The 25,350-nt window shown below is 69.8% G+C and carries 21 protein-coding genes and 1 riboswitch; of the genes, 8 read left to right on the top strand and 13 right to left on the bottom strand.

Annotated elements, in window-relative coordinates:
* The first annotated feature begins 83 nt into the window (after positions 1–83).
* A riboswitch (SAM riboswitch) is annotated at positions 84–216 on the top strand.
* Positions 217–228: 12 nt separating this feature from the next.
* A complete protein-coding gene (gene thrC / locus HDA45_RS31315; RefSeq protein WP_184901395.1) occupies positions 229–1,494 on the top strand; it encodes a threonine synthase in 1,266 nt (421 codons plus the stop codon).
* A 17-nt stretch (positions 1,495–1,511) separates the two neighbouring features.
* On the opposite strand, the gene HDA45_RS31310 is transcribed toward thrC, so the two are convergent.
* The 7 genes from HDA45_RS31310 to nadD all read right to left on the bottom strand — a co-directional run bounded on the left by HDA45_RS31310 (position 1,512) and on the right by nadD (position 8,040).
* Positions 1,512–3,917, bottom strand: a complete 2,406-nt coding sequence (locus HDA45_RS31310) for a ComEC/Rec2 family competence protein (RefSeq protein WP_184901393.1) — start codon at positions 3,915–3,917, stop codon at positions 1,512–1,514.
* Complete coding sequence (locus HDA45_RS31305) at positions 3,914–4,639, bottom strand: helix-hairpin-helix domain-containing protein (RefSeq protein WP_184901391.1); 726 nt, start codon at positions 4,637–4,639, stop codon at positions 3,914–3,916. Before HDA45_RS31305 ends, HDA45_RS31310 begins: the two co-directional genes overlap by 4 nt.
* A gap of 145 nt (positions 4,640–4,784) precedes the next feature.
* Entirely contained in the window at positions 4,785–5,630 is an 846-nt protein-coding gene (locus HDA45_RS31300; RefSeq protein WP_184901389.1) for a DegV family protein, read from the bottom strand.
* 10 nt (positions 5,631–5,640) lie between these two features.
* Positions 5,641–6,366 carry a diglucosylglycerate octanoyltransferase gene (gene octT, locus HDA45_RS31295; protein WP_184901386.1) on the bottom strand — a complete coding sequence of 242 codons (726 nt, stop codon included), beginning with the start codon at positions 6,364–6,366 and terminating at the stop codon, positions 5,641–5,643.
* Positions 6,367–6,369: 3 nt separating this feature from the next.
* The gene (locus tag HDA45_RS31290) at positions 6,370–6,984 is read right to left on the bottom strand and encodes a histidine phosphatase family protein (protein WP_101606015.1); all 615 of its coding nucleotides are present in this window, start codon (positions 6,982–6,984) and stop codon (positions 6,370–6,372) included.
* Positions 6,981–7,385, bottom strand: a complete 405-nt coding sequence (gene rsfS, locus HDA45_RS31285; protein ID WP_184901384.1) for a ribosome silencing factor — start codon at positions 7,383–7,385, stop codon at positions 6,981–6,983. The genes HDA45_RS31290 and rsfS overlap by 4 nt, the downstream gene beginning before the upstream one ends.
* 55 nt (positions 7,386–7,440) lie before the next feature.
* A complete protein-coding gene (gene nadD, locus HDA45_RS31280) occupies positions 7,441–8,040 on the bottom strand; it encodes a nicotinate-nucleotide adenylyltransferase (RefSeq protein ID WP_184901382.1) in 600 nt (199 codons plus the stop codon).
* Positions 8,041–8,201: 161 nt separating this feature from the next.
* Between nadD and HDA45_RS31275 the strand changes: the two genes are divergently transcribed.
* The 3 genes from HDA45_RS31275 (at position 8,202) to argS (ending at position 13,469) form a co-directional block, all read left to right on the top strand.
* Positions 8,202–10,307, top strand: coding sequence for a RecQ family ATP-dependent DNA helicase (locus HDA45_RS31275; protein ID WP_184901380.1), 2,106 nt, complete (start codon positions 8,202–8,204; stop codon positions 10,305–10,307).
* Between the two features lie 78 nt (positions 10,308–10,385).
* Positions 10,386–11,672 carry an MFS transporter gene (locus tag HDA45_RS31270; protein ID WP_184901378.1) on the top strand — a complete coding sequence of 429 codons (1,287 nt, stop codon included), beginning with the start codon at positions 10,386–10,388 and terminating at the stop codon, positions 11,670–11,672.
* 72 nt (positions 11,673–11,744) lie between these two features.
* A complete protein-coding gene (gene argS / locus HDA45_RS31265; RefSeq protein ID WP_184901376.1) occupies positions 11,745–13,469 on the top strand; it encodes an arginine--tRNA ligase in 1,725 nt (574 codons plus the stop codon).
* Here argS and HDA45_RS31260 read toward each other — a convergent pair.
* Positions 13,464–14,738 carry an FAD-dependent oxidoreductase gene (locus HDA45_RS31260; RefSeq protein WP_184901374.1) on the bottom strand — a complete coding sequence of 425 codons (1,275 nt, stop codon included), beginning with the start codon at positions 14,736–14,738 and terminating at the stop codon, positions 13,464–13,466. The two genes, argS and HDA45_RS31260, sit on opposite strands and share 6 nt — an antisense overlap.
* 89 nt (positions 14,739–14,827) lie before the next feature.
* Between HDA45_RS31260 and HDA45_RS31255 the strand changes: the two genes are divergently transcribed.
* From HDA45_RS31255 to HDA45_RS31245, 3 genes are all read left to right on the top strand, one after another.
* Positions 14,828–15,463, top strand: a complete 636-nt coding sequence (locus HDA45_RS31255) for a TetR/AcrR family transcriptional regulator (RefSeq protein ID WP_184901372.1) — start codon at positions 14,828–14,830, stop codon at positions 15,461–15,463.
* A gap of 80 nt (positions 15,464–15,543) precedes the next feature.
* Positions 15,544–16,035: a SigE family RNA polymerase sigma factor gene (locus HDA45_RS31250; RefSeq protein ID WP_184901370.1), complete on the top strand. Its 492-nt coding sequence runs from the start codon at positions 15,544–15,546 to the stop codon at positions 16,033–16,035.
* Positions 16,036–16,037: 2 nt separating this feature from the next.
* Positions 16,038–16,844, top strand: a complete 807-nt coding sequence (locus HDA45_RS31245) for a hypothetical protein (RefSeq protein WP_184901368.1) — start codon at positions 16,038–16,040, stop codon at positions 16,842–16,844.
* Here the strand turns inward: HDA45_RS31245 and proB are convergent.
* The 5 genes from proB to HDA45_RS31220 form a co-directional block, all read right to left on the bottom strand.
* A complete protein-coding gene (gene proB / locus HDA45_RS31240) occupies positions 16,841–17,950 on the bottom strand; it encodes a glutamate 5-kinase (protein ID WP_184901365.1) in 1,110 nt (369 codons plus the stop codon). The genes HDA45_RS31245 and proB overlap by 4 nt on opposite strands.
* Positions 17,947–19,404, bottom strand: a complete 1,458-nt coding sequence (gene obgE, locus HDA45_RS31235) for a GTPase ObgE (protein WP_184901363.1) — start codon at positions 19,402–19,404, stop codon at positions 17,947–17,949. The genes proB and obgE overlap by 4 nt, the downstream gene beginning before the upstream one ends.
* Positions 19,405–19,510: 106 nt before the next feature.
* Positions 19,511–19,768 (bottom strand): 50S ribosomal protein L27, encoded by a 258-nt coding sequence (gene rpmA, locus HDA45_RS31230; RefSeq protein ID WP_003067129.1) that lies wholly within the window; start codon positions 19,766–19,768, stop codon positions 19,511–19,513.
* 38 nt (positions 19,769–19,806) lie between these two features.
* Entirely contained in the window at positions 19,807–20,121 is a 315-nt protein-coding gene (gene rplU / locus HDA45_RS31225; RefSeq protein WP_005158538.1) for a 50S ribosomal protein L21, read from the bottom strand.
* 169 nt (positions 20,122–20,290) lie between these two features.
* The gene (locus HDA45_RS31220; protein ID WP_184901360.1) at positions 20,291–23,410 is read right to left on the bottom strand and encodes a translation initiation factor IF-2 N-terminal domain-containing protein; all 3,120 of its coding nucleotides are present in this window, start codon (positions 23,408–23,410) and stop codon (positions 20,291–20,293) included.
* Between the two features lie 503 nt (positions 23,411–23,913).
* On the opposite strand from HDA45_RS31220, the gene HDA45_RS31215 reads away from it, so the two are divergent.
* Positions 23,914–25,344: a S8 family serine peptidase gene (locus HDA45_RS31215; protein WP_184901358.1), complete on the top strand. Its 1,431-nt coding sequence runs from the start codon at positions 23,914–23,916 to the stop codon at positions 25,342–25,344.
* Positions 25,345–25,350 lie beyond the last annotated feature (6 nt).

Below are 25,350 nucleotides of genomic sequence, written 5' to 3'. Positions count from 1 at the left end.
AGGGCACGGTGGCCCCACCGGAGGCTCATGTCGTACGGTGTTGGCGAGGCGACGCGATCATTCGCGTGCCGACAATCGAATACCGCTCATCCAGAGGGGCAGAGGGAACGGCCCGATGAAGCCCCGGCAACCGGCGTCAGCCTGTCATCCCGCGATCGCGGGGTAGCTGACGAACACGGTGCCAATTCCGGCCCGCCATGGCGGGGCAGATGAGGAAGGAACCTCGCGATGACCGCAACCCTCGGCACGACCTCCACCACCAAGACCCCGGATCTCGGACCGGCCGTCGAACTGGTGTCGAAGGAAGAGGGACACCGGCAGCCGCTCGCCCCCGAATTCGTTTCCGCCGAGGACTTCTCGCCGCTCGAGGTCGCCTACGACTTCGGCCGCGTCCGCCGCGAAGACATCGAAGCCGGGCCGAAGAACATCTGGCGCTACAAGAAACTCCTTCCCGTTCCGTCGAACGTCGAAGAAATCCCCAACACCGAACCCGGCGCCACCAGGCTCATCCAAGCCGACAGGCTCGCGAAGGCGTTGGGCGTCAAGAAGGTCTGGGTCAAGGACGACACCGGCAACCCGACCCACTCGTTCAAGGACCGCGTGGTCGCCGTCGCACTGGCCGCCGCGCGCGAGTTCGGGTTCGACGTGCTCGCCTGTCCGTCGACCGGCAACCTGGCCAACGCTGTCGCCGCCGCAGCGGCGCGCGCCGGCTGGCGGTCGGTCGTGCTGATCCCGAAGACCCTCGAGCGCGCCAAGATCCTCACCACCGCCGTGTACGACGGCGACCTCATCGCTGTCGACGGCAACTACGACGACGTGAACCGGCTCGCCACCCAGCTCGCCGCCGAGCAGGAGAGCTGGGCGTTCGTCAACGTGAACGTCCGGCCCTACTACTCGGAAGGCTCCAAGACGCTGGCCTTCGAGGTCGCCGAACAGCTCGGCTGGCGGCTTCCCTCCCAGATCGTCGTGCCGATCGCCTCCGGTTCCCAGCTCACCAAGGTGGACAAGGGTTTCCGTGAGTTCGGCCAGCTCGGCCTCGTCGACGAGACGCCGTACAAGGTGTTCGGCGCGCAGGCCACCGGCTGCTCGCCCGTCTCCGCGGCGTTCCGCGCGGGCCACGACGTCGTCCAGCCGGTCAAGCCGGACACGATCGCCCGCTCGCTGGCGATCGGCAACCCGGCCGACGGCCCTTACGTCCTCGACGTGGTCAACCGCACCGGCGGCTCGATCGAAGACGTCACCGACGAAGAGGTCGTCGAGGGCATCCGGCTGCTCGCCCGCACCGAAGGCGTCTTCACCGAGACCGCCGGCGGGGTCACTGTGGCGACGGCCAAGAAGCTCATCGAGACCGGCAAGCTCAACCCGGACGAAGAGATCGTGCTGCTCATCACCGGTGACGGCCTCAAGACCCTCGACGCCGTCGAGGACAAGGTCGGCCCGAAGGCCACCGTCAGCGCCTCGGCCGACGCGGTCCGCGAGGCTCTCGGCATCTGAGTTCCCGCAGGCCCGCCTCAAGAACGAGGCGGGCCGCGGGGCTCACCCCGGCGCATCAGGGCGAGCCCTCGGGCGTCGGCGACGACCGCGGTGTCGCCGTCCGTGTCCGTCCTGCCGATCGCGGCGCCGGCGGCCGTCAGGTTGTCCAAAGTGGACTTGTTCGGATGACCGTAGGTGTTCCCGGCGCCGACACTCACCAACGCCACCCGTGGCGCGACCGCGTTGAGGAAATCCGGCGCGGTGTAACGACTTCCGTGGTGCGGGACCTTCAGGATCTCGGATCGCAGATCAGCCCCCTCGGCCATCAGGTCGGCCTGCGCGGCGAGTTCGACGTCGCCGGTCAGCAGCAACCGGCCCGCCGGGGTTCCGGCACGCAGGACGACCGAACCGTTGTTGATCACGGTGCCGTCCTGCTCGAGGACCGATCGCCGGGTGACGTACCGCGGCCCCAGTACGTCCAGGGACAGGCCCGACCAGTCCAGCCGTTGCCCGATCCCCAGTTCCAACAAGGGAATCCCGCGGCGCGCGGTCTCGTCGGCGACTTGCCGCCACGCCCACGCCGGAGCCCGGCCCGGACCGACGGCCACCGCTCCGACCGACCTGCCCTCGAAAACGGATTCGAGGCCACCGATGTGATCGGCGTGCAGGTGGCTCAGCACGATCAGCGGAACGCGATCCACCCCGAGCCTGCTCAGGCATTCGTCGACCGGTCCCGGTTCCGGACCGGTGTCGACCAGGATCGCCCTCCCCGGCTCGGCCGTGGCGAGGACGACGGCGTCGCCCTGTCCGACATCGCAGGCCACGGCGCTCCACGACGCCGGTGGCCAAGCCGGGGCCAAGACCCTCACCGGCACGAAGACGAGGAGCCCACTGGCCAAGGCGATCGCCAGCAGGATCCTGGCGTGACGCAACCGGATGGCGACGAGCAGCACGACGAGTAAACCGGTCGCCAAGAGCCCGCCCCACCAGCCGTCCGGCCAGTCCACGACCGCTCCCGGCGTGCGGGCGCCGTGACGGGCCACGGTGATGAGCCAGCTCGCCTCGGGTTCGGTCAGCTGGACCAGCAGCCTGCCCGCCGACGGCCACCACGGTCCGACGACGGTGGCGAGCACGCCGAACACGGTGGCCGGGGCGACCACCGGCGCGGCGAGCAAGTTGGTCACCACCGAGACGAGACTGACCGAGCCCGCCATGCCCGCGATGACCGGCGCCGTCATGACGAACGCGGCCAGCGGGATGGCCAGCCCCTCTGCGTAACCGGACGGCACACCGCGGCCGACCAGCCACTCGGCCCACCTCGGAGCCAGCAGTACCAGCCCGGCGGTGGCCAGTACCGAAAGCGCGAAGCCGAAGTCGGCCGCCATCGCGGGATCGGTCACGACGAGCCCCGCCACCGCGAACGCCAGCGCGGGCAGCGCCGAACCCCGGCGCCCCAGCGCGAGCGCCAGCAATCCGACCGCTCCCATCACCCCGGCGCGGAGCACGCTGGGCGCGGGCCCGGCGAGGACCACGAACCCGGCGAGCCCCGCGGCGGCCGCGGCGGCGGAAGTCCGCGGCCCGACCCGGAGCACCCTCAGCAGGAGAAGGATCGAGCCGCAGACGATCGCCACGTTCCCACCGCTCACGGCCATCAGGTGGGACATGCCGGAGTCCGTGAACTCGCGTTCGACCCTCGGGGACAGCGTGCTCGTGTCCCCGACGACCAGCCCGGGCACCAGACCGGCCTGCTCCTCGGGAAGGACGGTGCACAGGGCCCGGAGCCCGGTGCGCAGCGATTCCGCGGCTCGCTGCCACCAGGGCGCCGGTCCGAGTGCTGACGGCGGGCCTCGCACCGAGAGGACCGCGACCGTCAGTTCGGCCCCCTCGGCCGGTGCGAGCCGCCCGGAGGCGGTGACCTGCTGCCCGGGCAGCAGGTCCGTCCACCCCTCGGCGGGAGCGAGCAGGAGGATCCGGCCGGCCGAATCCACCTTCCGCTCCGACACCACCGCGGCGTCCACCGTCGCGGCGATGACCACCAGGCGGGTGCCAGTCTGGCGATCGGCGTATCCGGCGCCGCGGACCGGACGTGGCCGCTCGGTGACCACCACCCTCATGGTGGCGTCGCTCCCCCGTGCGGCGGCGGCACGGAGGTCGTCGTGCTCGGCGGCCCGGATCCGCAGCGCCACCGGACCGGCGGTGAGCACTCCGAGGACCGCGAGCGCGCCAAGGCCCGCCACCCACCGGGACGCCGTCCGGCGGGCACGGACGCCGGCGGCGATCGCGAGCACCACGGCGGCCGCACCGCAGAGCATCGTGATCCACCAACCGCCGAGCAGCCCGGAAAGTGTGCCGAGCCAGGCCGTCGCCGCGGCCGGTACCAGCCGCAGGTCTTGACCTCGCCACGACGCGGTGTCCACTTCGGACGGATCGGCGGACGGGTTCATCCGACGGACACCAGTTCCCGGATTTTGCTGTACTTGCTTTCGCCGATCCCTTCTACGTCACGGAGTTGCTCGACCGTGGTGAACCCGCCGTGCCCGGACCGCCAGTCGACGATGCGTTTGGCCATCACTTCGCCGACCCCGGGCAGGGAGTCGAGTTGCTCGGCCGTGGCCGTGTTCAGGTCGAGCTTCCCCGGCGGCGTTGCTGTGCCGGCCGCGGCCGGCACAGCAACGCCCACGGCCACCTGCTCGCCGTCGGTGAGCCGCCGGGCCAGGTTCAGCCCGGTCAGATCCGTTCCGGGCGGTGCCCCACCGGCCGCCGTGAGGGCATCGGCGACCCGTGCGCCCGGAGGGATGGTGACCAAGCCGGGTTTGAGCACCCGGCCGACGACGCTGATCACCAGAGGTGCCTTGGCCGCCGCGGCGGGGGCTTCTCCGGCGGCCTTCGCCGACGGCAGGGGCGGCGGGGTCTCCGCCCCCGGCCGGTGTCCGAACAAAGCGATCGCGCCGGTCACGATCACGGCCACCGCGATCAGCACGGCCACCACGGCGAACCACCGCCGGTTCACCGGAATCCCGTCCGCCGTGAACCGGGCGGGCACCCAGCGGCGCATGAGCCTGCCCGCGGGCGGGCCCTGGGTGGTGGGCGGCGACAGCTGCGCGGCCAGCCACGCCAGCCTGGCGTTGGCGGAGGAACCCGGTGGACGGGCGGTTTGGTCGAACACGTGAACGACGCTACGGAGCGGGGGTGGCGGGCGGCAGTGGCAAATCCCGGAGCTGTGGACAAGTGGGGTGTTGTGGACAACTCGGCGCCGTCCGAGCCCGGATCACGGGTTTTCGTCGGGGCCGTGTGGGATGGTGGCGGGTTTCCTAACCCGCCCGCTGGATCACGACACCGAGCACACCGGGACCGGTGTGGGCCCCGATGACGGCGCCGATCTCCGACACCACGCACCCCTCCGGGCAGCTGATGGACTCTTCCAGCCGGTTGGCCAGTTCGACGGCGCGCTCCGGCGAAGCCAGGTGATGGACGGCGATGTCGGCGAGCCCGCCTTCGGCCGCCTTCACGGCTAGCTCGACCAGGCGTGCCACCGCACGATTCATCGTCCGCACCTTCTCCAGCGGCTGGATGCGGCCCTCGGACATGTGGAGCACCGGCTTCACCGCGAGCGCCGTGCCGAGCAGAGCCGCCGCCGGGCCGATCCGCCCTCCACGGCGCAGGTACTCGAGGGTCTCGACGGCGAACAAGGTCTCCGAGCGGCTCACCGCGTCGACAGCCGCGGCCTCCACCTCGGCCGGATCGGCTCCGTCCGCGGCGGCACTCGCCGCTCGCAGGGCGGCGAAGCCGAGCCCCATCGCGGTGCTGCGCGAATCGACCACACGCACTTTGTCCGGCCCGACCTCCTGAGCGGCGAGCACAGCCGCCTCCCATGTCCCGGACAACTCCCGGGACAGATGGACCGACACGACGGCGTCCGCACCCTCGGCCAGCGCCGCCCGGAATTCCTTGACGAATTCGGCGGGCGTCGGCCGGGACGTCGTCACCAGACTGCGCTTGCCGAGCGCTTCGGCCAAGGCCCCGGGGCCCATTTCGACGCCGTCGAGGAAGACGACACCGTCCACGAGGACGTGCAACGGGACCACCCGGATCCCGTTCCGTTCGGCGAAGCCTTCCGGCAGGTGGGCGGTGGAATCCGTGACTACGGCGACCGACACGGCAGCCAGCCTACGTTGCCGCGGGGCGCAGCACCGGGGCCATCAGGCGGGCCATTTCCGCGCCAACGGCGGCATGTCCTTCCCATCCCCAGTGCATCCCGTCCGGATTGCCACGACCGCTCAGTACGTGATCACCGACGACGGCACCGAGATCCAGCAGCGGGACGTCCGCGCGCCGCCCCCACGCGGTCATGGCGGCGACGGCGCCGGCGCGGGCGGTGTGCACCCGGCCGTAGGCGTCGGACCGGTGAACGGACGGCAGGATGCCGAAGATCGGCAGGTCCGGCCGCAGCACCCGCAAGGCTCCGACGGCGGTGTCGAGGTAATGGACGGTCAGCTTCGAAGGCAAGACCACCGGACGTCCTCGGAGGGCGATCGCGAGCCGTGGCTGAGCCGCCAGGTACGTCTTGCGCACCACCCGGCGCAGCGGGTCGGGTCGCAGGTAGCGCAGACCGGTGCGCAGGTAGGTGGGCAACGGCGAGGGCAGCGTGTCCATGCTCCCGACGGCCAGCACGACGGCGTCGACGTGGTGGAGATCGGCCCAGACACGCGGGTCGCCGACCAGCGACCACCAGGCGTCGCGAGCGTTCCAGCCGAACCCGGCGACGAGATCCGCCGCACCACCGAGCGCTTCGGCGGCGATGTTGGGCCACAGACGCGCGTCGTCGGCGGCGAGCGGACCGTCCGGGCCGTGGAAGCTGAGGGAATCGCCGAACACCAGCAGGCGCGGGGCCATGGATCAGCCGGTGATTCCCGCGTTGTAGGCGGCCAGGCGCCAGTTCCCGTCACGCCGGGTCAGTTCGACCCAGTGACAGTTCGCGATCCCGCCCAGTGACGGCCAGGACGGGACCGGCAGGCCGAGCAGCTTCGCTGTCAGCGCGATGATCAGACCACCGTGAGTGGCCAGCAGAACGGCGTCGCCCGCGTCGGAATTGGCCTGGTCCAGATCGGCGACGACCTCCAGCGCGCGTTCCGCGACGTCCACTCGCGACTCGCCGCCCGGCGGCGCCCAGGTCGCGTCGACCCGCCAGCGAGCGCGTTCACCGGGGTACGCCTCGTCGACCTGCTGGCCGGTGAAGCCCTGCCATTCACCCAGATGGGTTTCCCGGAGGCGCTTGTCGATCCTCAGCGGGACGCCGATGGCCTCCGTGAGCACGGTGGCCGTGTCGGTCGCGCGGCGCAGATCCGAGGCGATCACCAGATCCGGGGAGAACCGGGCGAGCGCGGGCACGGCGAACCTGGCCTGGTTCCAGCCGACCGGCGTCAACGCGGAGTCCAGATGCCCCTGCATCCGGCCCGCCGCGTTGTAGTCGGTCTCGCCGTGGCGCCAGAGCACCAGGCGCCGCGGACTCACGAGGCGCCTTGCGCGTCGGCGGGGTCCTCCTCGGCAGGTGTCTCCAACCCTTCGACCTCGATCCGCGGGCAGTCCTTCCAGAGCCGCTCGAGACCGTAGAAGGAGCGTTCCTCCTGGTGCTGGACGTGGATAACGACGTCGACGTAGTCCAGCAGGACCCAGCGGCCCTCGCGGGCGCCTTCGCGGCGGACCGGCTTGTGCCCGCCGAGCCGCAGCTGCTCCTCGACGTTGTCGACGATCGCGCCGACCAGTCGCTCGTTGGGCGCGGACGCGATCACGAAGGCGTCGGTGATGACCAGCTGGTCGGACACGTCCAGCACGACCACGTCGCTCGCCTTCTTGTCCGCCGCCGCATGGGCGGCCGCTACGGCCAGCTCTCGTGCCTCGGACGTGGCTGTCACAGTTCTCCTCAAACAGATGGCTTTACTCGCGGGTGCGCCCGACGAGGGTACCCGGTCAGGCACCCCGGTCTTTGCGATAGAGGTCCTTTTTGGCGATGTAGCGCACCACACCGTCCGGGACGAGGTACCAGACGGGTTCCCCGCCTTCGACCCGCTCGCGGCAGGCGGTGGACGAGATCGCCATCGCGGTCACCTCGACCAGGCTCACCTTCCCGCTCGGCAGATGCTGCGAATTCAGCCGGTACCCGGGCCTGGTGACGCCGATGAAATGCGCCAGTTCGAACAGCTCGTCGGCATTGCGCCAGGTGAGAATCTGTTCGAGCGCGTCCGCGCCGGTGATGAAGAACAGCTGGTCGTCCGGGTATTCCGCGCGCAGATCGCGCAGGGTGTCGACGGTGTAGGTCTGCCCGACGCGGTCGATGTCGACGCGGCTGACCGAGAACACGGGATTGGACGCCGTCGCGATGACCGTCATCAGGTAGCGGTCCTCGGCCCGGGTGACCACCCTGTCGGATTTCTGCCACGGCTGGCCGGTGGGCACGAAGATGACCTCGTCGAGCGCGAACCGCGACTGGACCTCACTGGCCGCGACGAGGTGTCCGTGGTGCACGGGGTCGAAGGTGCCGCCCATGACCCCGATCCTGCGTGGTGACATGGGTCGTGAGCCTATACATCGCAGGTGGCTTCATGCTCGGGTCACCGGACCCACCGACCGGTGGTGATCTGGATCACATTACGCTCCGTTCCATGGATGAACGGTCCGTTCACGACATGCCGATCGCGACTTCGTCGGTGCCATGGGGTAGAGGTGGGGACGTGGACACATCGACTCTCCGGGACCGCGCCGAGACCCTCCTCCAGTCCTTGGCGGGCGAAGGCGCCCGGCTGCGCGACGACCAGTGGACGGCCATCGAGGCGCTGGTCGCGCACAGCCGTCGCGCGCTCGTCGTGCAGCGCACCGGCTGGGGGAAGTCGGCGGTGTACTTCCTGGCCACCGCGCTGCTGCGGGAACGCGGCAGCGGCCCGACGGTGATCATCTCGCCGCTGCTCGCGCTGATGCGCAACCAGATCTCCGCGGCGGCGCGGGCGGGCATCCACGCGGTGACGATGAACTCCGCGAACCAGCAGGAGTGGGACCACGTGCAGGCCGCGATCGCGGCGGGCGAGGTCGACGTCCTCCTGGTCAGCCCGGAACGGCTCAACAACCCGGACTTCCGCGACACCGTCCTGCCGAAGCTGACCGCGAGCGCCGGTCTGCTCGTGGTCGACGAGGCGCACTGCATCTCGGACTGGGGCCACGACTTCCGGCCGGACTACCGCCGGCTGCGGACACTGCTGAAAGACCTGCCCGAGGGCGTCCCGGTGCTCGCCACCACAGCGACCGCGAACGACCGGGTGGCGACCGACGTCGCCGAACAACTCGGCATCGGCAACGGGGGCGGCACCCTCGTCCTGCGCGGCACCCTCGACCGCGAGAGCCTTCACCTGTCAGTGGCCAAACTGCCGACCTCCCAGGCCCGGCTCGCCTGGCTGGCCGAGCATCTGGCGGAACTGCCGGGATCCGGGATCATCTACACGCTCACCGTCGCGGCCGCACACGACGTCGCGGGACTGTTGACGGAGCGCGGTTATCCGGTCGCCGCCTACACCGGGAAGACCGATCCGGCGGACCGACAGGCCGCCGAAGACGATCTGCTGAACAACAACGTCAAGGCACTGGTGGCCACTTCGGCGCTGGGCATGGGGTTCGACAAGCCGGACCTGGGCTTCGTCGTCCACCTCGGCGCCCCGTCCTCGCCGATCGCGTACTACCAGCAGGTCGGCCGTGCCGGACGTGGCGTCGATCGCGCCGAGGTGATCCTGTTGCCCGGCCACGAGGACAAGGACATCTGGGCGTACTTCGGTTCGCTCGCCTTCCCGGACGAACTGCGGGTGACGCAGGTGCTCAACGCGCTGGCGTACGCGGACCGTCCACTGTCGACACCCGCGCTCGAGCCGTTCGTCGAACTGTCCCGGTCCCGGCTGGAGATGGTCCTCAAGGTGCTGGACGTCGACGGCGCCGTCCGCCGCGTGAAGGGCGGCTGGGAAGGCACCGGCGAAGAGTGGCGCTACGACAAGGAACGCTACGCGCGGGTGAGCGCGGCGCGGACCAACGAGCAGAACGCCATGCTCGCCTACCTCGAAACCACCGGCTGCCGGATGGAGTACCTGCGGAAGCAGCTGGACGATCCGGAGGCGACGCCTTGCGGGCGATGCGACAACTGCACCGGAAAGCAGTGGGACACCACGATTTCCGAGGACGTCGTCGACGCCACCCAGCAACGGCTGCGCCGTCCCGGTGTCGAGATCGCGCCACGGAAGATGTGGCCGACCGGGATGGCCGGGCTGGACGTCCCGCTGTCGGGGCGGCTGCCCGCGGGCGAGCAGGCCGAGACCGGTCAGGTCGTCGGCCGGGTGACCGACGTCGGCTGGGGAACGCGGCTGCGTGAACTCGTCGGCCCGTCCGCGGCGGACACCGAACTCCCCGATGCGGTCTTCCAAGCCTGCATCGAGGTGCTCAAGGGCTGGCAGTGGACCGAGCGTCCGGTCGCCGTGGTGGAAGTGCCCTCCGCCACTCGGCCCCGGCTGGTCCACAGTCTGGCGACGAAGCTGGCAGCGATCGGGCGCCTGGAGTATCTGGGCACCATCGCCTCGGCGGGGCCGCCCCCGCGTCAGGCGAACAGCGCGCAACGGCTGGCCGATCTGTGGAAGCGGCTCAGCCTTCCCGAGGACCTCGCCGCCAAGGTCGCCGCGGCCGAGGGCCCCATCCTGCTGGTCGACGATCTGATCGACACCGGGTGGACGGTGACGCTGTCCGCGCGCCTGCTGCGCCAGGCCGGTGCTCGGTCCGTTCTGCCGTTCGCTCTCGCCAGCACCTCATGATCCCGGCATTCGACAGGTTCTTTCCCACGCGGGGACTTTCTGGCAAGGTTCCGTCCACGCGCGAGTACGGAGGTACCGATGGCGGATGCGACGACGGAGCGGCTAGGGCATCGACTCCCGGTGAAGAAGTTGTTCGCCGCCAGTGTCGGGAACGCGCTGGAGTGGTTCGACTGGACCATCTACGCGACCTTCAGCATCTACTTCGCCAGCGAGTTCTTCCCGAAGGGCAATGACGCGCTGGCGTTGATCAACACCTTCGCCACGTACGCGCTGGCGTTCTTCTTCCGGCCGCTCGGCGGGATGCTGCTCGGCCGCTTCGCCGACGTCAGGGGCCGGAAGCCGGCGATGATCCTGACCATCGTCCTGATGGCGGGTGGTTCGGTGGCCATCGGTCTCCTGCCGACGTTCGACCAGGTCGGCTGGCTGGCTCCGATCCTGTTGCTGCTGGCCAGGGTGGCGCAGGGACTCTCACTCGGTGGCGAGGTCTCCAACGCTTCGGCCTACTTGGGCGAGATCGCGCCGCCCGCTCGCCGCGGGCGGTACTCCGCCTTCTTCTACATCTCGACCGGTTCCGCCGTCCTGATCGCCTCGGTCCTCGGTTTCGTGCTCGCGCGAACGATGTCCAAAGCGGACTTGACGGCGTACGGCTGGCGGATCCCGTTCCTGCTCGGCGGCGTTCTCGGCATCATCGGCCTGTGGCTCCGGCGCAGTCTCGCCGAAACCGAGATCTTCGAGGAGAAGAAGTCGACCGCGCGCCGGGTCGAGCGCCCGCTGCGCACCACTCTTCGCGAGCACCCGCGCGCCGTCGTGCAGCTCGTGGGCTTCTCGATGCTGTCGACCCTTTGCTATTACACGTTCTTCAGCGCCCTGACCTCGTTCGCGGTCAAGACCCGCAAGGCCGATGACGTCGACGTGTTCCTCGCGTTGTCGATCGCGACGGCGCTGTTCGTCGCCCTTCAATACCCGTTAGGCGCGCTGTCGGACCGCTTCGGCCGCAAGCCGCAGCTGCTCGTCTGGTCGGCGGCGACCGCGATCCTCATCGTCCCACTGTCCACTTTGGTCCGTCCGGGGCTGCCGGGACTGCTGGTCGTGTTCTGCGTCGGGCTCTGCCTGTACACGGCGATGACGTCGATCGCGCCCGCGATCATGAGCGAGCTGTTCCCCACCGAACTGCGCGGTCTGGGCATCGGTGCCTGGTACAACCTGACCGTCGCGCTGTTCGGCGGCACCGCTCCCCTGGTGCTCACCGCGCTGTCCGACGCCGGATTGTCGACGCTGTTCTTCTGGTACGTGGCCGCCGGAGCGGTGATCGCGTTCTTCGTGATCCGGACCTTGCCGGAGACCAAGGGCAGCGACCTGCGCTGAAAACTCCGTCGCCGATGACGCAGTGAGGTGGCTACCCTCGCGCTCCTACGACGAGCGCGAAGGAGGGACACCGTGTTGTTCGGCGATGTAAGCGAGGAATTGGCGCGACGCGTGGCGGAAGCCCTTCGCCACGTCACCGACATCGAGCCGCCGGCCGTGCTGGTCCGGGTCTCCGCGCGGAGCGGGGTCGACTATCAGTGCGATCTCGCGATGAGCCTGGGCAAACGACTCGGCAAGCCGCCGAGGGAGATCGCCGCCGACATCGCGCTGCGCCTCGACGTCGCCGATCTCGCCGAGCCGCCGGAGATCGCGGGGCCGGGCTTTCTCAACTTCACGCTGCACTCGTCTTGGCTGGAAGAGCGGACGACCGCGCTCAACGGTGACCCGAGGCTGGGCGCCGTGGCGACGCGGCGGCCGCGGCGGATCGCCCTCGACTACAGCGGCCCGAACGCGGCGAAGGAAATGCACGCCGGGCACCTCCGGTCCACCGTCATCGGCGACGCGATCGCGCGGCTGCTGCGGTTCGCGGGCCACGACGTCATCCCGCACAACCATCTCGGCGACTGGGGTACCCCGTTCGGCATGCTGATCGAGCATCTGCGCGACGAGCTCCCGGCGGGTCCGTACACGATCGGAGACCTCAACGGCTTCTATCGGGCCGCCCGGTCGAAGTTCGAAACCGACGAGGACTTCGCGAACCGGTCTCGGGAGCGTGTGGTGCTTCTGCAACGTGGTGACGAAGAGACCTTGTCGTCGTGGCGGCGTATGGTCGACGAGTCGACACGGCATTTCACTCACGTGTACGAACTCCTCGGGATCGGCCTGTCGAGTGAGGATGTCTACGGCGAGAGCTTCTACAACCCGTTTCTCGCCGCTGTCGTGGATGATCTGACCGCCGCCGGGCTGACCGAGATCAGCGACGGTGCCGTGTGCGTCTTCCCCGACGGCTTCCGCAACAGGGAAGGCGGGCCGCTGCCCCTCATCGTGCGCAAACGGGACGGCGGTTACGGCTACGCGGCCACCGATCTCGCGACCCTGCGGTACTGGACGGGACAGCGCGACGTCACTGATCTGCTCTACGTGGTCGGAACGCCGCAAGCGCAGCACCTCGCGATGGTGTTCGCGGCCTGCCGGGCCGCCGGTTGGCTGCGCGAGGAACATCGGGCCGAGCACATCGGGTTCGGCTCGGTGCTGGGTGAGGACGGCCGCGCCATGAAGACCCGGGCGGGCGAATCTGTCCGCCTTTCCGATCTGCTCGCCGAGGCTGTCGCCCACGCCGCTGGAGTGCTCGACGGGCGAGGCGACCTCTCCCCCGAGGTCAGGGAAGAGGTCGCGGCGGCGATCGGGATCGGCGCGGTCAAGTACGCCGACCTTTCCGGCGATCGCGAACGTGACTACGTCTTCTCTTGGGAACGGATGCTCTCCAAGAACGGGAACACCTCGGTCTATCTGCAATACGCCCACGCGCGGATCCGTTCCGTGCTGGCGAAGGCGGATCAGGATCTCACCGGCGCACGGGTCCTGCTCGGCCATCCCGCCGAACGGGCGCTGGCACTCGCCCTTGCCCGCTTCCCCGAGGCGATCGGCGCGGCGACCGCCGGATATCTCCCCCACAAGCTGTGCACGTACCTCTACGAAACCGCGGTCGTGTTCTCGCGGTTCTACGAACAGTGCCCGGTGCTGGACGCGGAAGGTCCCGGCGTCCGCGACTCACGACTGCTGCTGGCCGAACTCACCGCGAAGACGCTGACGCTGGGTTTGTCCCTGCTGGGCATCTCCGCTCCTGCCCGGCTATGAGTCGCCGTGGTCGCTGAAGACCTTGCGCTTCAACGGAGGGACGGCCTGGAAGAAGCGGAACATCCCCCGCGCCGTCGTGCGGCCCACCCTGTTCTCCGACACGAACTGGCGCGCACTGCGTTCCGAGTCGCGCACCGCCGCGAAGCCGTAGTCCCGCATCTGGTGCTCGTAGTCGGCGATCGCGGTACGCACCGCGCCGGTCTCGCGCGCCGCGACGAGGTTGCGACACAGCAGTCGCGCGTCCCGGAGCGCGGTGTTCGCGCCGATGCCGCGGAACGGCGTCATGCTGTGGATCGCGTCGCCGAGCAGGGTGATGTTGCTGGTCGGCCATGGCCCGACGGGCTTCGACGTGAAGATCGGCAGCAGGGACACCGAGCCCGCGGGCGAGCCGGCGACCAGTTCCTTGAACGCCGGGTCCCAGCCGTCGATCAGGTCGAGTACGAGAGCCCGCAGGGCTTCTCCGTCCAATGAGGACACATTGTCCGGGTAGCGCCGGTTGCCGGCGGCGAGGGCCCACATGATGTAGCTCGAAGTGTTGTCGAACAGGACGGGGTCGTGGCTCGCGGTCTCGTCGTTGACCGACAGGACGCCGTTCAGCTCGTGCGGCGCGGTGAACAGTCCCGCGCCGGTACGCGGCATCACCATGCTCGGACCGTCGGTGAGCTTGGCGGGCAAGCGTTTGCGGGTGTCTTCGGTCAATGGATGCTTGCCCGCGATCGCGATGATCCCGGTGTCCACCCGCTCGGCTTCGGGAAGGAACTGTTTGCGCACCCGGGAATTGGCCCCGTCGGCGCCGATGACCAGATCGGCCTCGACGGTGCTCCCGTCCGCGAACTCGCAGACGACCACCTCCCCCTCGCGGCGATAGCCGGTGAACTCCTTGCCGTGGTGCAGAACTCCGCCGAGCCCGTCGGACAGCACCTGGTGCAGGCTGATCCGGCTGACCGAGTGATGGCTCGACGCAGGATCCGGGCTCCAGGTCAGCTCGCTGTCGATCACCATCAGATCCTTCAGTCGCTCGGTCACGAACGTGAACGCACCGCTCGTGGTGCCGGTCGTCGCCAAGAACCGCTCCCAGAGTTCGGATGGCAGGCATTCGTGCAGTGCGGCCGAGCCGTGCGGATTGATGTGCACGCGATAGCCCTGCAGCCGCTCGGTCCGGGTGCGGCTCCGCTCGTGGACGGACACGTCGACCCCCGCCTTGCGCAGACCTTGCGCCAGACAGAGCCCACCCGTGCCACCGCCGATGATCGCGATCCTCGTGGTCATGGGATCTCCTCTCTTCGCCGACCACTATCAACCAGATAGATAATAAAGTCAACCAAACGTTTGAAAGAGTCAGCGACTAAGGTGACCCCATGTCCGAAGCCGTCCCGCGCAGTCCTCGCCGCGCCCCCGTCGAACGCCAGCGCGATCCCGAGCGCACCAAGACGCAGCTCTTGGACGCGGCGAAAGCCGAGTTCGGCGCGAAGGGCTATGCCGCGGCACGCGTCAGCGAGATCGCCGCGAGGGCGGGCGTGAACAAGCAGCTGATCTCGTACTACTTCGGCGGCAAGGAAGGGCTCTACAACGCGCTGACCGCGACGATGTACGACGACTACGTCGCGGCCTCCGACGACGAAACGCCGTTCGCGGAGGTGGTCCGGTTCTTCGCCCAGTCGGGGATCCGGGACCACGATCTCGCCAAACTGTTCCTCTGGGAGAACCTGACCGACGGCGCCCCCGACGCGATCGGCGTCGAGGGCCAGCGCGGATTCCTCCAGCGGCAGGTGGAGTACGTGCGGGCCCGTCAAGCCGCGGGTGACTTCCCCGCCGACCTCGATCCGGCGTTCCTGCTGGTGATCTTCATGGCCGCGTCCAGCGCCGCGCTGGCCTTTCCCCGTGTCGTCCGGGCCGTCTCGGGCCAGGACCCGAACTCGGCCGAATTCGCCGAGGCCTACGGCGAACAGCTGGCACGCCTGGTCGGTCACCTCGCCGATCCCGGGAAGCGATAGCAAAGGTCCCCCGCTACCGCTTGAACCTTCCGAGCACCTTCCGGCCTAGAGAGTGCAGGAAGAAAAAAAGGGGGCAGCCTGTGGGGCAAGCGAGCGACACCGACTTCAGCGAGTACTTCGAGGCCCGCGTACAGCGGTTCCGGCGGTTGGCGTTCGGCATGTGCGGCGACTGGCACAACGCCGAAGACCTGGTGCAGACCACATTCATCCAGCTGTACCGGCGCTGGCGGCGCGTGCGGCCGGACACCGTCGACGCCTATGCGCGCCGGATCCTGCTGAACGCCTTTCTCACCGGGCGGCGCAAACGCGGCCACGAACTGGTGACCTCGTCTCCACCCGAACGGGCCGTGCCACCGGGGCACGACAGCCATGAGCGGATCGACCTGGAGCGAGTGTTGAGCGGCCTGACGCCGCGCCAGCGCGCGATGGTCGTTCTTCGCTTCCTTGAGGACCTCTCGGTCACTGAAGTGGCTTCGCTGCTCGGCGTCGCCGAAGGCACCGTCAAAAGCCAGACGGCCCGCGGTGTCGAAGCGCTGCGAACCGCCCTGCCCTCTCCGACGAGCAAGGAGTAGCGATGGATGACCTCGATGTCCGCTCCGCACTGACGGAGTACGTGACGGAAGCCGAGCCGCCCATCCGGCTCACCGGCCGCGATGTGCTCGCCGCGGGCCGACGATCGCAACGACGCCGCCTCTCGGCCGGTGTCACAGGTGCCGCGCTCGCCGTGGTGGCGATCCTCGGAGTCACCTCCCTGATGACCGCACCACCTCAACAACCACAAACGCCGCCGCAGCCCGCCCAGCCGGTCGAGGTGGATCGCTGCGGAACGAGAGCCGCCGACGAGACCGCACAGCAGGTGCTCACCCGGTTGAGCTGCGTCGTCGGTACCGCGGTGCGATCCCGGGTCACGCCGGGAGCGCGGATCGAAAAGCTCACTCTTCCCGGCGAGATCCCGCCGTCGGATCCGTTCCTCCTGACGGCCAAACGGTACGAGGAGGAAGAAGGCTCTCCCCTGCTCTACTACTTGGACGTGCGCGTGAGCGACGACCGCGGTGCGGGCTCGCTTCACGTCCGCGTTCTTCCGCCCGTCTATGACGGGTTGAAGAGCTGCGAAGACCCGACCATCCCCAAGACCGCCTCCTGCTCCGTGCGGCAGACCGCCGAGGGTGTCCTGCTGGAGCTGACTACCCGCAATGAAGAAGGCCTGATCGTCCGCACGGCCCATCTCAAAACGCCGACCGGCACCATCTACCTCATCACCAACAACACCGGTGCCGTGGAAACCGGCGACGGTGTCCACCTGCCGGTGGAACGAGCCGAGCCTCCGCTGACCGCGACTCAGCTTCAGGAAATCGCGGCGACGCCGGGCCTGGTGCCTTAGCGGCGAAGGGGGACGAGGTCGTCCGCGTGGACGACCTCGCGCCGCTGTTCGGTGGGAAGGTCGTGGCTGGAGCGGCCGATGAGATCGGGCAGTTCGCCCGCGTCGAAGGCCACGACCCCTCTCGCCACGGTCCGCTGCCGATGGTCGACCAGGTCGACGACGTCGCCCGCGTGGAAGTCACCTTCGACGCCGGTGATCCCGGCGGCGAGAAGAGAGCGTCGGCGACGGACGACAGCGGCCACCGCGCCGTCGTCGAGACACAGCTTCCCGGACGCTCCCGCTGCGTAGCCCAGCCAGAACCGGCGGGCCGACAGACGGGAATCCGCGGGGGCGAACGCCGTGCCGACCTCGGCGGTGGTGAGGGCGCGTGCGGCTTCGGAAGCGGCGGCGAGCAGGACCGGGATCCCGGCGCCGGCGGCGGTGCGGGCCGCCGCGAGCTTCGAGACCATGCCGCCGGTGCCGAGCCCGGAGCTCGACATGCCGACGGTGATCCCGTCCACATCGGACTCCCCGGCGACCTCTGCGATCTTGCGAGTCGCGCCGTCGCGGGGATCTCCGTCGTACAGACCGTCCACATCGGACAGCAGCACGAGCGCGTCGGCACCGATCAGGTGGGCCACCAACGCGGCCAGCCTGTCGTTGTCGCCGAAGCGGATCTCTTCGGTGGCAACGGTGTCGTTCTCGTTGACCACGGGAACCGCGCCGAGAGCCAGCAAGCGGGTGAACGTGTTCTGGGCGTTGCGGTAGTGGGCCCGGCGCACGACGTCGTCGGACGTCAGCAGAACCTGGCCCACGGTCAAGGAAAACCGGCCGAACGACTCGGCGTAGGCGTGGGCCAGCGCGAGCTGGCCGACACTGGCCGCGGCCTGCTGGGTGGCGAGGTCACGCGGCCGCTTGCCGAGCGCGAGCGGCGCAAGTCCCGCGCCGATCGCCCCCGAGGACACCAGGACGATCTGCGTACCGCGGGAGACCCGCTCGGCGATCGCGTCCACCAGCGCGTCCAGCCTTGCGACGTCGAGACCGTCGCCGGCGGTGGTCAACGCGGACGAGCCGACCTTGACGACCATCCGCTTCGCGTCGGCTATCGCACCACGGGCAGAGCTCACTCGTCGTCCGTCTCTTCTTCGACACCGTCCGGGCCGTCGCGACGGATCCGGCGGGCTTCCTTGCGCTCGGAGGCACCGATCCGGCTGTTGTTCTCCAGCCGCACGTCCGTGCCACGGCCCGACATGTGCACCGCGACCCCGGCCGGGGTCGACGGCTCCCATTCGAACTGGACGTCGCCGATGGTGACCGGGCTCCCCGGTACGGCGCCCTTGCGGGCCAGCGCTTCCTCGACGCCGAGCCGCTGCAACCGGTCCGCGAGGTAGCCGACGGCCTCGTCGTTGCCGAAGGTCGTCTGACGGATCCACCGCTCCGGGCGGACACCGCGCACGATGAAGGCGCCGTCCTCCTCCGGGTCGATCTCGACGGTGAAGCCCGCGTCGTTGACGGCCATCGGCCGCAGCACGACCTTCTCCGGCTCCGGTTCCGGCTGCTCGGCGCGGTACTTCTCGACCACGGCGGCGAGCGCGTAGGTCAGCTCCTTCAGCCCCTGGCGGGACGCCGTGGAGATCTCGAACACACTGAGCCCGCGGGCTTCCAGCTCCGGGCGGACGAATTCGGCGAGTTCGGCGGCGTCCGGGACGTCGATCTTGTTGAGCACCACCACCCGCGGCCGGTCGGCGAGGTCGCCGCCGAGGCTCGGGGTGTAGCGGGCCAGTTCGTCTTCAAGAGCGTCCATATCGGACAGTGGGTCTCGCCCCGGCTCGAAGGTGGCGCAGTCGATGACGTGCACCAGCACCGCGCACCGCTCGATGTGGCGCAGGAAGTCCAGGCCGAGGCCCTTCCCCTCACTCGCGCCCGGGATCAGTCCCGGCACGTCGGCCATGGTGAACACGGTCGATCCGGCGGTGATCACACCCAGGTTCGGCACCAGGGTGGTGAACGGGTAGTCGGCGATCTTCGGCTTGGCCGCGGACAGCACCGAGATCAGCGAAGACTTGCCCGCGGACGGGAAGCCGAGCAGGCCGACGTCGGCGACCGACCGCAACTCCAGGACGAGGTTCCGGCTCTCCCCCGGCTCGCCCAGCAGCGCGAACCCGGGGGCCTTGCGCGTGCTGGAGGCCAGGGACGCGTTGCCGAGGCCCCCACGGCCGCCCTGGGCGGCGACGAAGGTGGCACCGGAGCCGACCAGGTCGGCCAGGATCTCGCCGCCCTCGGTCATCACCACGGTGCCGGACGGGACGCGCATCTCCAGCGTGTCGCCCGCCGCTCCGGCGCGGTTGCCGCCCTGGCCCATCTTTCCGCTGCCGGCACGGGCGTGCGGGCGGAAGTGGAAGTCGAGCAGGGTGTGCACGTTGGGGTCGACGATAAGCAGGACGTCGCCGCCGTTGCCGCCGTTGCCGCCGTCCGGGCCACCGAGGGGCTTGAACTTCTCGCGGTGCACCGAGGCGCAGCCGTTCCCACCGTCACCGGCGGTCAGATGGATCACCGCGCGGTCCACGAAACGGGACGCCATGACTTGCCTCTTTCACTCGCGAAAAGGGATACAAACAAAACAAACGAGGGGTGGGCCCGGATATTCCGGCCCACCCCTCGTCAGAGGTCTAACTAGAAGCCGAAATTCAGGCTTCGGACGGCACGATGTTGACCGTCTTGCGGCCACGCTTCTCGCCGAACTGGACCGCACCGGCGGCCAGCGCGAACAGCGTGTCGTCGCCGCCGCGGCCGACGTTCACGCCGGGGTGGAACTTGGTGCCACGCTGGCGGATCAAGATCTCGCCCGCGTTGACTTCCTGGCCGCCGTAGCGCTTGACGCCCAGCCGCTGCGCGTTCGAATCGCGACCGTTGCGGGAGCTGGACGCACCCTTCTTGTGAGCCATGGCTCAATCCTCTTTCTGACGAAGATCCGGAGAAAGTTCTACTTGGAGATGCCGGTGACCTCGACGCGGGTCAGCTTCTGCCGGTGACCCTGGCGCTTGTGGTAGCCGGTCTTGTTCTTGAACTTGTGGATCCGGATCTTCGGACCCTTGGTCTGCTCGACGACCTTGCCGGTGACCGAGACCTTCGCCAGCGCGTCGGCGTCCGTGGTGACGTCGCCACCGTCCACAAAAAGGACTGCGGGGAAGGTGTGCTCGGTACCCGGCTCGCCTTCGAGCTTCTCGACCTCGACGACGTCGCCGACGGCCACCTTGTACTGCTTGCCGCCAGTCTTGACGATCGCGTACGCCGACACGGAAGTCTCCTGCTTACTCGACAACGGGTGGGGGCTTGCGTGACCGGCCCACCGGATCTCTCTCGGTGGTCCAGGTTCTGCGCAAGGTGCCCGCCTCTAGTGGCGGGCCGCTCTACAGGTTACGGGGGGCTCCCCGGTGCGATCACACCGGGGTGCCCCTCGGTGTTCACTAGCTCTTTTCCGACGCCTTGACCGGGGGTCCGGCCGGCCGTGAGGCCGTCCGTCGCGGACGGCGGCGGGTGGTGGAACGACCGGCCGGGGCCGGGACGTCTACCTCGGGTTCGGTCTCCTCCTGAGCCGCCGGAGAAACCTCTGGTGTCACAACAGCCTCAGGAGTCACCGGGACCTCGGGGGCTTCGGGCTCGGGGCTCGATTCCCTGACAGCGGCGACTTCTTCTTCGCGCGCGGCCGGAGCTTCGTCGTCCGGGGTCGTCACCGGTTCGCCGGCGACTTCGGTCGCGGGCGCCTCGGCGACCGGCTCGGAAACCGGCTCAGCGGCCGCCTCGGCGGCCTGCTCGACGGTCGCCTCGGCAACGGGCTCCGAAGCGTCCTTCGCCGGCTCAGCGGCCTGCGGGGCGTGGCCGTTGAGCGCGGCGCCCTCGACGTTCTCGGTGATCTCGTGCGGGTGCTCGCCCTTGGCCGCTTTGGCGGCGTTGGCGACGGCGTGGACCGCCGAAACCACCGACTCGCGCTGGCCGGAAGCCGGCGGAGCCTCGGTCTTGGCCGCGGCGGGCTCGCTCTGCGCCTGCTCCTCGCCCTTGCCCCGGCCACGGGACCGGCGGGAGCCCTGCTGCTGCTCCTTGCCGCCTCCGCCGCCGCTGCCACCACCGTGGCTGTGACCGTTGCCACCGCCACCGCCACCGGTGCGCTGCGGCTCGGTCGAGACGACCACACCGCGGCCCTTGCAGTGCTCGCACGGCGTCGAGAACGCCTCGAGCAGCCCGGTGCCGATCTTCTTGCGGGTCATCTGCACCAGGCCGAGGGAGGTGACCTCGGCGACCTGGTGACGGGTGCGGTCGCGGCCGAGGCATTCGGTCAGGCGGCGCAGCACCAGCTCACGGTTCGACTCGAGCACCATGTCGATGAAGTCGATGACGATGATGCCGCCGATGTCCCGGAGCCGGAGCTGACGGACGATCTCCTCCGCCGACTCCAGGTTGTTCCTGGTCACCGTCTCCTCGAGGTTTCCACCCGATCCGGTGAACTTGCCGGTGTTGACGTCGATGACCGTCATCGCTTCGGTGCGGTCGATGACCAGGTAACCACCCGAGGGCAGCCAGACCTTGCGGTCCAGCGCCTTGGTGATCTGCTCGTCGATCCGGTGGTCGGCGAAGGCCGAACCGGTGCCCGTGTACCGCTTGACCCTGTCGGCCAGATCCGGCGCCACGTGCTGCACGTAGTTGAAGATGGTGTCCCAGGCCTTGTCGCCCTGGATCTCCAGCTTGGCGAAGTCCTCGGTGAACAGGTCACGCACGACCTTGACCAGCAGGTCCGGCTCTTCGTAGAGCATCACCGGGGCGCTGTTCTTCTTGCCGCCGTTGCCGGCTTCGGCCTTCTCCTTGATGACGTCCCACTGCGCCTTGAGGCGGCGGACGTCGCGGTCCAGCTCCTCCTCGCTGATGCCCTCGGACGCGGTGCGGATGATCACACCGGCGTCCTCGGGGACGATGCGCTTGAGGATGTCCTTCAGGCGGCGGCGCTCGTTCTCCGGGAGCTTCCGCGAGATGCCGGTGGCACCGCCCGCGGGCACGTAGACCAGGAAGCGGCCCGGCAGCGAGATCTGTGTGGTCAGCCGGGCGCCCTTGTGCCCGACCGGGTCCTTGGTGACCTGGACCAGCACGGAGTCGCCGGTGGAGAGCGCCTGCTCGATCTTGCGGGCCTTGCCCTCGAGACCGGCGGCGTCCCAGTCGACCTCACCGGCGTAGAGCACGGCGTTGCGGCCGCGGCCGATGTCGATGAAGGCGGCCTCCATCGACGGCAGCACGTTCTGCACGCGGCCGAGGTAGACGTTGCCGACGATCGAGCCGGTGCCCGACGACGTCACGAAGTGCTCGCACAGGACACCGTCCTCGAGCACGCCGATCTGCGTGGACTCGCCCTTCTCGGCGACGACCATGGTGCGCTCGACCGACTCGCGGCGGGCGAGGAACTCGGCCTCGGACAGGATCGGCGCGCGGCGACGGCCAGCCTCGCGGCCGTCCCGGCGGCGCTGGCGCTTGGCCTCGAGCCTGGTCGAGCCGCGCACGCTGCGGACCTCGTCCCTGGCGGGACGCTCGGTCTCGGCGGCCTTCGCCTGGCGCACGTGGGTGACCGTGTTGGGCGGGTCGTCGCCGGTGGCCTCGGCGTTGTCGTCGTCCCCGCCCTTGCGACGGCGGCGGCGACGGCGACGCTTGCTGCCGTTGTCGGAATCGGCGTCATTGTCCGAATCGGACTCCGCCGAATCGGCTGCGGCCGAATCAGCCGCGGCCGACGTCTCTCCGGCGGTGTCGGCCTCTTCGGCCTCGGTGTCCTTTTCGTTCTTGTCCTTACCGCGCGGCTGACGGCCACGAGGGGGCTCGGACTGCTCGTCCTCGTTCTCGGACTCGGCCGAGTTCTCGTCGCCGCCCTTGCCGCGGCCACGGCCACGACGCCCGCGACGGCGGCGGCGACGGCCGTCACCGTCGTCGTCACCGTCTTGGTGATCGGACTGGTCGGCCTGTTCGGACTGCGTCTCGTCCTCGTCGGCGGGGGTCTCTTCGGTCGGGGTGAAGGCCGGCTCCGGCTTGCGGACGGGCTTCGACGCGACCGGCTCCGGCGGCAGGAACACCGGCGACGGCGCCGCGAACACGGGGACGTGCACGGCGGCCTTCGACGGCCGGGTCGTCCGCTGCGGCTGCTCCGGGGTCACCGGGGCGGCCAGCGCGGGCGGAACACGCCGCGAAGGCGCTTCCTCCTGCGGAGCGGGCTCCGGCTTGACCTCGGGCTTCGCTTCGGCCTTGACCTCGGGCTCGGGAGCCTTCGGGGTCTCGACAGGAGCCTCGGCGACCGGGACCGCTTCGGTGGTCTCGGGCTCGTCTCCGCCGGTGAGGGCTTCGGCGAGCTTGATGGCCACATCGCGGGTGACGCTGGACTGCGCGCTGCGGACGGTCTCGCCGAGCTCACCGAGCTTGGCCATCAGTTCACGGCTGTTGGATCCCAAGAGCTTCGCCAGGGCGTGCACCCGGATCCGGGGAGGCAGTTCGGCCAGCTGGCCTGCGATGGGTGTGGCGGTATTCCCGCCGGTGACGGCGGGTGTGTCCGCGTTCGACATATATCTCCTCCGCCCCCGGGCGCGTCGGCTGGCTCACACCGGCTCGACGCGGCCGCGCAGGGGCCCCTTTCTGTTCGTTCCGCCGTGGTGGTCACCAGCAGCGGGAATCCTTGCCCGGCACCGCGACGGCGCCGGGATTGTCCGGGCGCCGCGTACGGCTGAAGGTCTGCTCGGCGGAGCGCTGGCCACGTTCGCGACATCGGGCCGCCCGCCACGTCGTCGAGCCGCATGCAGCGGCGACGCGTGTGGAGGATGTGCAGCACACCACCGGGCCACGGGACCGCGAGCACCACCTCTCACGTGTGCCCGTCGGCCAGCGGCCACCGCGAGTATCCCACACCCCGGCCCCACTCCGGTGTACTCGGTGCCACAGACCTGACTCCCGGGCGCGCCGCGGCCACCGGCCGAGCGAACTTCGCGCGAGAGCTTGTCGACCCGGCCGAGGGTGGCTAGCGTGCCGCTGGGGGTACCGAAGTCCCCCTGTTTCTCCGGTGGGAGGTCCGGTGTCCCTGCTGGGACGGTCCCTGCGAGCGGCCGTGTGCGCCTTCATGGTGCTCTGCGGCTCGGTCGCCGCTGTCGCGACGGCGGACGCGGAGCCATCCTGCCATCCCGAAGGACGGTCGCTGCGCTACGTCGTCGCCTTCGACAGGGGTACCTCCGAAGCCGAGGCCAGGGCCGCCATCACCGGCGGCTGCGGCCGCACGACGATCTACTACCCGCAGATCGCGGTGGCCGTGGCGACCTCGGCCGACCGGGAGTTCGCCGAACTGGTCCGGCCCGCCGCCGCGTTCAGCGCGCAGGCGGAACGGCTGGCGGTGCAGCGGGCCAACGGCACGCCGTCGGCCAAGTCGGCGCCCGCGCGCGCCGAGCTCGAACCGACGGATCCGGCGAAAGTGGACACGGCCGACCGCACCGGCGAGCAGTGGGACATGCGCGCGATCGGCGCCGACAAGGCCCGCGTGATCGAACGCGGCAGCCGCGACGTCGTCGTCGGAGTCCTCGACTCGGGTGTCGACCCCGCCCATCCCGAGCTGGCGACCGCCCTCGACCCCGGCAGATCCGCGGGCTGCCTGACCGGCGTGCCCGACCGGAACTGGGCCGCGACCACGTCGGTGCACGGCACCCACGTGGCGGGGATCATCGCCGCGGCCGACGACGGCAAGGGCGTCACCGGCGTGGCCCCCGGCGTGCGGATCGCCTCGGTGAAGGTGATCGACGACCGCGGCTACGCCGACCCCGAGGCCGCCGTCTGCGGGCTGATGTGGGCCGTTTCACAGGGCATGAACGTGACGAACAGCAGTTACTTCGTCGATCCGTGGTCGCTCTCGTGCGCCCACGACGACAAACGCGGCGTGGTGAACGAGGTCATGGCCCGTGCCGTCGAGTACGCGACCTCGGCGGGCACGCTCAACGTCGCGGCGGCGACCAACGAGGCCGTCGAACTGGTGCCGTCGGCGCGCTCGGGGGTCCGGATCCAGGCCGAAGGCTGCCAGGCGCTGCCCGCCGGCCTGCGTGACGTCGTCGCGGTGTCGTCCGTGAGCGCGGAGCGGGTCAAGGCCGGTTACAGCTCGTACGGACTGGGCGTGATCGCCGTGACAGCGCCCGGCGGCGAGGCCGGGCGATGCGTGCTCTCGACCGTCCCCGGCGGCTACGCGCCGCTGTGCGGGACGTCGATGGCGGCGCCGCACGTCGCCGGTGTCGCGGCGCTGCTCGCTTCGGAACACCCCGGTTACGGCGCCCGCCAGCTGAAACGGACGCTGGACGCGCAGGCGGCACCGATCGCGTGTCCCGCCGACTACGACCTGACCGGCGACGGCTCGCAGGACGCGTACTGCACCGGGTACGCGGGGTTCAACGGCTTCTACGGGCACGGGATGGTCGACGCGCTGGCCGCTGTCGCGCCCCGGCGGGCGGGCTCGAACGCGGCCTGGTGAGCCTCG

Origin of the sequence: Amycolatopsis umgeniensis (genome assembly GCF_014205155.1) — a bacterium.
Taxonomy (GTDB): Bacteria; Actinomycetota; Actinomycetes; order Mycobacteriales; family Pseudonocardiaceae; genus Amycolatopsis; species Amycolatopsis umgeniensis.
This window is presented reverse-complemented; position numbering and strand designations above follow the sequence as displayed.